Annotated in this window: 8 protein-coding genes; all 8 read left to right on the top strand. The window is 60.7% G+C overall.

Translation table 11 applies throughout. The features are described from left to right. Positions 1-14: 14 nt before the first annotated feature. The 8 genes from QZR14_RS21910 to pseI are packed head-to-tail and all read left to right on the top strand — an operon-like array spanning position 15 to position 9,792. Positions 15-752 (top strand): cephalosporin hydroxylase family protein, encoded by a 738-nt coding sequence (locus QZR14_RS21910; protein WP_093439633.1) that lies wholly within the window; start codon positions 15-17, stop codon positions 750-752. A gap of 54 nt (positions 753-806) precedes the next feature. Then, complete coding sequence (locus tag QZR14_RS21905; protein WP_311997729.1) at positions 807-3,722, top strand: TIGR00180 family glycosyltransferase; 2,916 nt, start codon at positions 807-809, stop codon at positions 3,720-3,722. Between the two features lie 23 nt (positions 3,723-3,745). Next, complete coding sequence (gene pseB, locus QZR14_RS21900) at positions 3,746-4,747, top strand: UDP-N-acetylglucosamine 4,6-dehydratase (inverting) (RefSeq protein WP_250603722.1); 1,002 nt, start codon at positions 3,746-3,748, stop codon at positions 4,745-4,747. Further along, on the top strand, positions 4,744-5,901 hold the full coding sequence (pseC, locus tag QZR14_RS21895; RefSeq protein ID WP_250603724.1) for a UDP-4-amino-4,6-dideoxy-N-acetyl-beta-L-altrosamine transaminase: 1,158 nt from the start codon (positions 4,744-4,746) through the stop codon (positions 5,899-5,901). The genes pseB and pseC overlap by 4 nt, the downstream gene beginning before the upstream one ends. Before the next feature lie 31 nt (positions 5,902-5,932). Continuing rightward, positions 5,933-6,553 carry a pseudaminic acid biosynthesis-associated methylase gene (locus QZR14_RS21890; RefSeq protein WP_311997728.1) on the top strand — a complete coding sequence of 207 codons (621 nt, stop codon included), beginning with the start codon at positions 5,933-5,935 and terminating at the stop codon, positions 6,551-6,553. Next, a complete protein-coding gene (gene pseF, locus QZR14_RS21885; protein WP_250603728.1) occupies positions 6,550-7,245 on the top strand; it encodes a pseudaminic acid cytidylyltransferase in 696 nt (231 codons plus the stop codon). Before QZR14_RS21890 ends, pseF begins: the two co-directional genes overlap by 4 nt. After that, on the top strand, positions 7,242-8,747 hold the full coding sequence (gene pseG / locus QZR14_RS21880) for a UDP-2,4-diacetamido-2,4,6-trideoxy-beta-L-altropyranose hydrolase (protein WP_311997727.1): 1,506 nt from the start codon (positions 7,242-7,244) through the stop codon (positions 8,745-8,747). Before pseF ends, pseG begins: the two co-directional genes overlap by 4 nt. After that, positions 8,740-9,792 carry a pseudaminic acid synthase gene (gene pseI / locus QZR14_RS21875; protein ID WP_311997726.1) on the top strand — a complete coding sequence of 351 codons (1,053 nt, stop codon included), beginning with the start codon at positions 8,740-8,742 and terminating at the stop codon, positions 9,790-9,792. The genes pseG and pseI overlap by 8 nt, the downstream gene beginning before the upstream one ends. Positions 9,793-9,841 lie beyond the last annotated feature (49 nt).

Raw genomic sequence — 9,841 nt, 5'->3', positions numbered from 1 at the left:
TTGAGATTATTAAAATGACCGACAACAGCATTAACCAAGCTTTCGAAGCCGAGTGCCGGGAACAGATCGCCCAGCAGGGTGACGACCAGAAACTGACGGGCCTGGCCCGCGATTTCTTCAACGAATCGGCCAAACACAAATACAGCTACCACTTCTCGTGGATGGGCCGTCCGATCATCCAGCTGCCACAAGACATGATGGCCATGCAGGAGATCATCTGGCAGGTCAAACCGGATCTGGTCATCGAGTGCGGCATCGCCCACGGCGGCTCGATCATCTACTACGCCTCGTTGCTGGAGCTGCAGGGCCACGGCGAAGTGCTGGGCATCGACCTCGACATTCGCCCGCACAACCGCGAAGCGATCGAAAGCCACCCGATGGCCAAGCGCATCAAGATGATCGAAGGCTCGAGCATCGACGCGGGCATTGCCGCCCAGGTGCAGGCGGCAGCCAAAGGCAAGAAGGTCATTCTGGTTCTCGACTCCAACCACACCCACGATCACGTGCTGGAAGAGCTGCGTCTGTACGCACCGCTGGTGTCGGTCGACAGCTACTGCGTGGTCATGGACACCGTGGTTGAAGACATGCCGGCCGATTTCTTCCCGGATCGTCCATGGGGCCCGGGCGACAACCCGAAAACCGCCGTGTGGAAATACCTCGAAGAAAACCAGGATTTCGAGATCGACCAGCAGTTGCAGAACAAGCTGTTGATCACCGTGGCGCCGGACGGCTATCTGCGTCGCGTCCGTTAATTCGCAACATCACCAAGCGTTGTTTCGGCGAGTCGCCGGTTGTGGAGAGAAGTTATGCAAGGCAAGTACAGTTCTGAACTGGCGCTACCGCTCGAAGAGCTATTGACCGTCGTCCTGATTACTCACAATCGGCCGGCGTTTTTGCGCCGGGCGGTCAAGTATTACAGCAGCTTGCCCTGCAGAATCATGGTGCTCGATTCGACACTCGAACGACCTGAAGGCGACTTTGACGCCGTCGATTACCACCATGTGCCGCAGTTCGCGTACTGGGGCATGCAGGCCAAACTGGCGTATGGCGTGGAGAAACTGACCACGCCATACATGGTGCTGGCAGCCGACGACGATTTCATCCTGCATGATTCGCTGGCAGAGTCCGTCGGTTTCCTGCATGCCAACCCTGATTACGGGATGTGCCACGGCTATTGCCTGATGTACCTGTCACTGGCTCATGGCGTGAACTACTATCGTCGCGACAAGAAAGTCCAGGAAGACTATGCGTCGGAGCGGGCGCAGGAGCGCGTCCTCGATTACATGAACCAGTACATCCCGCCGTTCTACGCGGTGACCCGTACTGATCTGATGAAAACCTGGCACTCGGCGTTGCCGCCGGGGACCAATTTCCAGTGGCAGGAAATCGGCCACGTCTACTTCCTGCTGGCCAGTGCCAAGGCCCGCATCCTGCCGATTCCGTACGTCGTGCGCGAGATCAACTACGGTGTCTCCGAGCACAATACCGATGTGTATCACTCGCTGACCTACGTCGACGCCAAATCGGTCGCCGAACGAGAGGCGTTTGCCGATTTCCTCGTCTCGCTGCCTACCGCTATCGAAGGGCTGGATGCCGGGCAGGCCAAGGCCTTTGCCCTGGAGAGTTTCGAGGCGATGGCTGACAGCCTGAAGTCCGGGCGGGCGCTGACCGCCGAGCTGATTTTCGAATCGACCTGGAACCAGGAACTGAAGGCGCCGGACCGTCGTTTTGGCCCGCTGCAGTACGTCGAGATGCCGTTCTACAACCAGGCATTCTTCGATCGTCTGGAACAGTTCGAATTCATGTTGCACACCCTGCCGGCCGGCCGTCTCCAGCTGGAAGGGCTGGAAGGTGTGTGGACGCGTCAGGCGCACCTGCTGCAGGCGCGCAACAACGATACGCCGGAAAGTGTGGTTGACCGCTTGTGGCAGGCCCATGACCTCAATGCGTTCAACCAGACCGTGGTCAAACGCCTGGCGGCGCAACTGGACATCCTCGGCGACGACAATGCCGCGCAAGCCATGCACGAGTGGATCGCCCGCCTCGAAGCGCTGACGGTCGAAGATCATCAGCCGGTCTTCGATAAGATGAAATCCGGTCGCCTGTTGCAGTGGCTGGCGGCTCGCGCGCCGGCGATCGAACAACTTGAGTCGATCGGCCAACATCTGGCGACTGAAGGCGGTGGCCCGCAATTCGGCATTTTCCTGCTCGATCTGGACAACGACATCGACAAGTTGCAGGTGTCGCTCGACAGCCTGCTGGAAGGTCACTGCAAAGCGTTCAGGATTGTCGTGTTCACTACCGGCGAAGCGCCGGCGGCGACGACCGCGCAAAACACCCTGCACTTTGTCCGTGTCACCCAAAGCAACTTTGTCGACAAGCTCAACCAGAGCGCTCAGCAGTCGCCAAGCGATTGGTTGCTGCTGGGTGAGGCGGGCGATCAATTCACCGCCAGCGGCCTGTTGCGCGCCAGCCTGGAGCTGATGTCTGCCGAAGGTGTGCGTGCGGTGGCCACCGATGAAATCCAGCGCAAGGACAATGGTGCGCTGGTTGACGTGTTCCGTCCCGGTTTCAATCTGGACCTGCTGCAAAGCGTGCCGGCACTGATGGCCCGCCACTGGTTGATCCGCCGCGAAGTGTTGCTTGAAGTTGGCGGATATCAGGCTGACTTCAGCAAAGCGCTGGAATTCGACCTGCTGTTGCGCATCATCGAGCAGGGTGGCCTCGACGGTCTGGCGCATCTCGACGAGCCGTTGCTGATCACGCAGGCAGCGGAACTTGAAGAAAACGCCCACGAACGTCAGGCGTTGCTGCGTCATCTGGGCAATCGCGGCTACAAGGCCAAGGTCACGTCGACGGCGCCGGGCACCTGGCAAATCGATTACCGTCACACCGAGCAACCACTGGTATCGATCATTCTGCCGGTCATCGATGATCTGCCGATGCTGCGTCGCTGCCTGGAAGGCGTGCTGCTCAGAACCCGTTACAGCCGTTATGAAGTATTGCTGGCGGCAAACGCCCATCAGTCGGCAGCGGTCAACGACTGGCTGGGCACCCTGCGCCACGCCAAGGTCAATGTGCTGCGTGCCGATCAACCACTGAGCGAGGTTGCGTTGTACAACGCCGCCAGCGAGCAGGCTCAGGGCGAGTACCTGGTGCTGTTGGCCGCAGACAGTGAAATCGTCAACCCGAACTGGATCGACTCGCTGCTCAACCACGCCCAGCGTCCGGAAGTGGGCATCGTCGGTGCGAAATTGGTCGACCGTGACGGCAAGGTGGCCCAGGCCGGTTTGATTCTTGGCCTGAACGACGGCGTGGGTTCGGCCTTCATCGGCGAAAGTCACGCAGCAGCCGGGTACATGCATCGCTTGGCCGTCGAGCAGAATTACTCGGCCGTGTCGAAGGTCTGCCTGATGGTGCGCAAAGAGCTGTTCAACGCCCTTGGCGGGCTGGATGAAGTGACGTTCGTCGAGGCTTATGCCGATGTCGATCTGTGCCTCAAGGCGAGTCAGGCCGGTTACCTCACCGTGTGGACGCCGTTGGTGCAGGTGCTGCATACCGGCGAGTTGCCGCAGGCGCCAGAAGCATTGGCGGCGCTGCGGGAGAAATGGAGCGGCGTCTTCGCGCAGGATCCGGCTTACAACGCCAACCTGGCGCTGAGCGGCAAAGGTTTCACCCTCGGTGACAATGCCTCGATCAACTGGGCACAGTTGCTCGCTTAAGCGCGCCGGACAGGAATCAGCCTATGTTCAACGGTAAATCGATTTTCATCTCTGGCGGCACCGGCTCGTTCGGGCGCAAATTCATCGCCCGTCTGCTGGAGCAATATCAGCCCAAGCGCGTGGTGGTGTTCTCCCGCGATGAGCTGAAGCAGTACGAAATGCAGCAGACGTTCAACGCGCCGTGCATGCGTTATTTCATCGGTGACGTGCGTGATGCTGACCGTCTGCGTCAGGCCATGCGCGGCATCGACTACGTGGTGCATGCCGCCGCGTTGAAGCAAGTGCCGGCGGCGGAATACAACCCGACCGAATGCATTCGCACCAACGTCAATGGCGCTGAGAACATCATTGCTGCCGCCATCGATAATGGTGTGAAAAAGGTTGTGGCGCTGTCGACCGATAAAGCCGCCAGCCCGATCAACCTGTACGGCGCGACCAAGTTGCTCTCGGACAAATTGTTCGTCGCCGCCAACAATATTGCCGGCGAGCAGGAAACCCGTTTTGCCGTGGTGCGCTACGGCAATGTGGCGGGTTCGCGCGGTTCGGTGGTGCCGTTCTTCAGCAAGCTGATCGCCGATGGCGCACAGGAACTGCCGATCACCGACGAACGCATGACGCGGTTCTGGATCACCCTCGACCACGGCGTGCAGTTCGTCCTCGACAGCTTCGCGCGGATGCATGGCGGTGAAGTGTTCGTGCCGAAGATTCCATCGATCCGCATTGTCGATCTGGCGCGCGGCATGGCTGCACAGCTGCCGCACAAGAATGTCGGCATTCGTCCCGGCGAGAAGCTCCATGAATTGATGGTGCCGCTGGACGATGCGCGGATGACCCTCGAGTTCGAAGACCACTACACCATCCAGCCGTCGATTCGCTTTACCAGCGTCGATGTCGATTTTGCCGTCGACAGACTTGGCGAGCAGGGGCGTGCCGTGAGCGAGGATTTCGAGTATCGCTCCGACACCAATCCGCATTTCCTCTCGGTCGGGCAGATCGCTGATCTGCACGCGAAGCTCTCGGTATGATCCCCTACGGTCGGCAAAGCCTCGATCAGGCAGACATCGATGCCGTCGTCCAAGTGCTGCAGTCGGACTGGCTGACCCAAGGGCCGAGCATCGAGCGTTTCGAGCAGGCGATGGCCGAGCGTTGCCAGGCCGACTTCGCCGTCGCGGTGTGCAACGCCACCGCGGCGCTGCACATTGCCTGCCTGGCCGCAGGCCTGGGGCCGGGCGATCGGTTGTGGACGACGCCGAACACCTTTCTTGCCTCGGCCAACTGTGGACGCTATTGCGGTGCCGACGTTGATTTCGTCGACATCGACCCGCTGACCTGGAACCTTGATGCGTTCGCCCTCGAAGCGAAACTCGATCAGGCCGAGCAGGACGGCACTTTGCCAAAAGTGCTGGTGGCGGTGGCGTTCTCCGGGCAGAGCTGCGACATGCGCAAGATTGCCGAACTGGCCGAGCGCTACAACTTCACGGTGATCGAAGATGCGTCTCATGCGGTCGGTGCGTCCTATGCGGGACGCCCGGTCGGCTGCGGTCAATTCGCGGCGATGACGGTGTTCAGTTTTCACCCGGTGAAGATCATCACCAGCGCCGAGGGCGGCATGGTGTTGACCAATCGTCCGGAGCTGGCCGAACGCCTGCAACGCCTGCGCTGCCACGGCATGACCCGCGATCCGCAGCAGATGAGCGAGCCGAGCCACGGCCCGTGGTACTACCAACAGATCGAGCTGGGGTTCAATTACCGCATCACCGATCTGCAAGCCGCGCTGGGTCTGTCGCAACTGAGCAAACTCGACGAGTTCATCGCCCGGCGCCGCGAACTGGCGGCCCGTTACGATCGCCTGTTGACTTACTTGCCGGTGACGTTGCCCAGCCCTCAGCCGGAGGCGGAGTCGGCTTGGCATCTGTATGTGATTCGGCTGCAGACAGACCGCATCAGTCACAGCCACCGTCAGGTGTTTGAAGGCTTGCGTGCTGCCGGTGTTGGCGTGAATCTGCACTACATTCCTGTGCACCTGCAGCCGTACTATCGTGACCTGGGTTTCGCCGAGGGTGACTTCCCTGAAGCCGAGCGTTATTACGCCGAGGCGATCAGCCTGCCGCTGTTTCCGCTGTTGAGCGATGAACAACAGGATTACGTGGTCGAGCAATTGCGTCGGCTGACCGAATAATTGCCACCGAGGCAATGGATGAGTAGCTGCAATGCGGAATTTGAGTGAGCAGGAAAAGTTCTGGCAGGGCGACTTCGGTAACCAGTACGTTGCGCGCAATGTCGGGCAACCGCTGGTGGCGGCGAATCTGGCGTTGTTTGCCAAAGCGCTGAGCCGGGCAGCAGGCATCGAGAGCCTGGTCGAACTGGGCACCAACGCCGGCAACAATTTGCAGGCGTTGCATCAACTGCTGCCGCGTTGTGAGCTGTTCGGCGTCGAGATCAATGAAAGCGCTTGTGCTCAGGCACGGGCGTTGGACATTGCACAGATCTGGCAAGGCTCGCTGTTCGATTTCCCGCGCGAGCGTCGCTATGACCTGACGTTGATCAAAGGCGTGCTGATTCACTTGGCCCCCGAGCTGTTGCCGACGGCTTATGCGCAGTTGTATGAGTTGAGCCAGCGCTACATCCTGATTGCCGAGTATTACAATCCGGCACCGGTGGAGGTGTCCTATCGTGGCAACAGCGGCAAGCTGTTCAAACGTGATTTCGCCGGTGAGATGCTCGATCGCTTTGCCGATCTGCATCTGCTGGATTATGGTTTCGTCTATCACCGCGATCCGCAATTTCCGGCGGACGACATCACCTGGTTCCTGCTGGAAAAGCGCCCTTGAGCAACGTCGCAATCATCCCGGCCCGAGGCGGTAGCAAACGCATTCCGCGCAAGAATCTGTCGCCGTTCGACGGCGTGCCGATGATTGTCCGTTCGATCCGCACTGCGCTCGAATCAGGCCTGTTCGACCAGGTGGTGGTCAGCACTGATGATGCCGAGATTGCTGAGGTGGCGCGAGCGCACGGTGCGCAGGTGCCATTCATGCGCCCGGCGGCGCTGGCCGATGATTTCACCGGCACTGCTGCGGTTATCGTGCATGCGCTGGAGCAACTGCCATCCTTCGATTTCGCTTGCTGCATTTACGCTACGGCACCGCTGTTGCAGGTGCGTTATCTACGTGAAGGCATGGAGTTGCTGGAACGGCATGCAGACAAGTCGTTTGCGTTCTCCGTTTGCGATTTCGGCTTTCCGGTGCAACGGGCATTGACGCTGGACGAGCAGGGCGCCTTGCGCGCGTTGTATCCCGAGTTCCGCAACACCCGCTCGCAGGATTTGCCCGAAGCCTTTCAGGATGCCGGTCAGTTCTATTGGGGCCGTCGTGAGGCCTGGCTGCGCGGCGAGGTGCTTTATTCGCCAGCCAGTCTGCCGGTGATTCTGCCTCGGCATCTGGTCCAGGACATCGACACGCCACAAGACTGGAAACGCGCCGAATACCTTTACGCCGCGCTCAAGGCTGGCGGAGAACTGCAATGAGAGTGCTGATTCGCGCCGACGCCTCGCCGACCATCGGCAGTGGTCACATTGCCCGTTGTCTGACGCTGGCGCGGGTGCTGCGTGCGCAAGGTAGCCATGTCGCGTTCGCCTGCCGACGCCTGCCAGGGCATCGCCTCGATGCGCTGGATGCCGAAGGCTTCGAAACCTTCGCGCTGCCTGATCGATACGTCGATGAAGATCCGCAGCAAGCCATTGAGTCGATGTTGCCGTGGCAAGCTGACATCGAAGCGCTGGGCCTGCTGCTCGAAGGCGAGGCCGAATACGACTGGATCATCGTCGACCACTACGGCCTCGATCATCACTGGCAGAGCGCTGCACGGCGCTGGGCGCGTCGAATTGCAGCGGTGGATGATCTGGCCACCCGGCATTACCGCGTTGATCTGCTGCTCAATCAGAATCTGTCCGGTCTCAGCGAAAACTACGCACCATTGCTGCCCGAGGGCTGCCGCACGTTGCTGGGTCCGCGTTATGCGATGTTGCGCGAAGAATTCAATGGCCCGGCCATTGCGATCAAAGCCACGGCGCACCGGGTATTGGTGAATTTCGGCGGCTTCGACGCGGCCATGCAAACCCATCACGCGATGCTTGCTCTGGCGGATTTCACCGAGCTGCAAGTGGATTTTGTCGCCGGTGCCGACAACCCGGCGTGGGCGCAGATGCAAGCCTTGGCCGAGACGCGCCCCCATTGGCGCCTGCACAGTTTTGTCAGTGATTTCCACCAGCGCATGACCGAGGCCGATCTGTTTATCGGCGCCGGTGGCGGCACCAGTTGGGAGCGCGCAGCGATGGGGCTGCCGACGATCTGCATCGCCGTGTCGAACAATCAGCAGGCCAACGGCGAAGTCATGGCCGCAGCGGGAGCGCATGTGTTCATGGGCGCCCGTGAGCAGGTCAGTGTCGAACAGTTGCGCGACGCTATCGGCTTCGTCGCCGGCAATTATTATTTGCGCCAGAGCCTGGCGGAACGCTCGCGGCAATTGGTCGACGGGCGCGGCGCATTGCGCGTGGCCGCTGCGTTGTCCGGCGCAGTGCTGACTATCCGGCCCGCCACGCAGGAGGATGCGCAACTGTTGTTCGATGGCCGCAATGCCGAGACGGTACGCCGCTGGTCGCTGACAAACGCGGAAATTGACTGGGTGCAGCACGTCAATTGGCTGACTGCCAGTTTGCGCAACCCGCAGCGTTTGCTGCTGATCGCCGAGGCCGACGACGGCCCGGTCGGTGTTCTGCGTTACGACCTGCGCGGGTTTGCTGCCGAAGTGTCGATCTACCTGCTTGAGGGCCGTTTCGGGCTGGGTTGGGGCCGGTCGTTGCTGGCGCGCGGCGAAGCATTCGTCTCTCGTCACTGGCCGCAAGTGACCGCCATTACCGCTCAGGTATTGCCGGGCAATCGTGCCTCGTTGAATGTGTTTCGTGACGCCGGCTTCACTCAGAGTGCCTGTACGTTCACCCGTGTTTTGAAGGATCACCCTCATGACTAGTTTCAAGATCGGCAACCGCTTGATCGGTGCCGATGCGCCGCCCTTCATCATCGCCGAGATGAGCGGCAACCATAACCAGTCGCTGGACGTGGCCCTGCAAATCGTCGAAGCGGCGGCCAAGGCCGGCGCGCATGCCTTGAAGCTGCAAACCTACACCGCCGAGACCATGACCCTGGATCTGGCTGAAGGCGAATTCTTCATCAAGGATCCGGGTAGTCTGTGGGCGGGCACTTCGCTCTACGACTTGTATGAAAAAGCCCACACGCCTTGGGAATGGCACGCGCCGATTTTTGCCCGGGCCAAAGAGTTGGGCCTGCTCGCGTTCTCCACGCCGTTCGATGACAGCGCTGTCGACTTTCTCGAAAGCCTTGACGTGCCGGCGTACAAGATCGCCAGTTTCGAGAACACTGACTTGCCGTTGATTCGCCGCGTGGCCGCCACCGGCAAACCACTGATCATCTCCACGGGCATGGCCAGCATCGCCGAGCTGGATGAAACCGTGCGCGCCGCGCGCGAAGCCGGCTGCAAGGATCTGGTCTTGCTCAAATGCACCAGCACCTACCCGGCGACACCGCTCAACAGCAACGTGCGCACGATTCCTCACCTGCGTGAGTTGTTTGGTTGTGAGGTGGGGCTGTCGGATCACTCGATGGGTGTCGGCGTGTCGGTGGCGGCGGTGGCGCTGGGAGCAACGGTGGTGGAGAAGCACTTCACCCTCGACCGTTCAGCGGGTGGCGTCGATGCCAGTTTTTCCCTGGAGCCGGCAGAAATGGCCAGCCTGGTGGTGGAAACCGAGCGCGCCTGGCAAGCCATGGGCCAGGTGCATTACGGCGTTACCGAGGCCGAGCGCAAGTCGCTGGTCTATCGCCGCTCGCTGTACGTCACGGCCGACATGGCCGCCGGTGACACCTTTAGCGGGGACAATCTGCGCGCGATTCGCCCCGGTCTCGGCTTGCCGCCCAAGCACACCGACGCCGTCCTCGGCCGCCGCGCGCGCGCGCCGATCAGGCGCGGCACGCCGCTGGACTGGTCGTTGGTCGAATAACCCGATCTGCACCGATTCGGCAAAATAGCGTGACCTGCGAGTCATAACG

This window comes from Pseudomonas sp. rhizo66, from assembly GCF_031931925.1.
Taxonomy (GTDB): Bacteria; Pseudomonadota; Gammaproteobacteria; order Pseudomonadales; family Pseudomonadaceae; genus Aquipseudomonas.
This window is presented reverse-complemented; position numbering and strand designations above follow the sequence as displayed.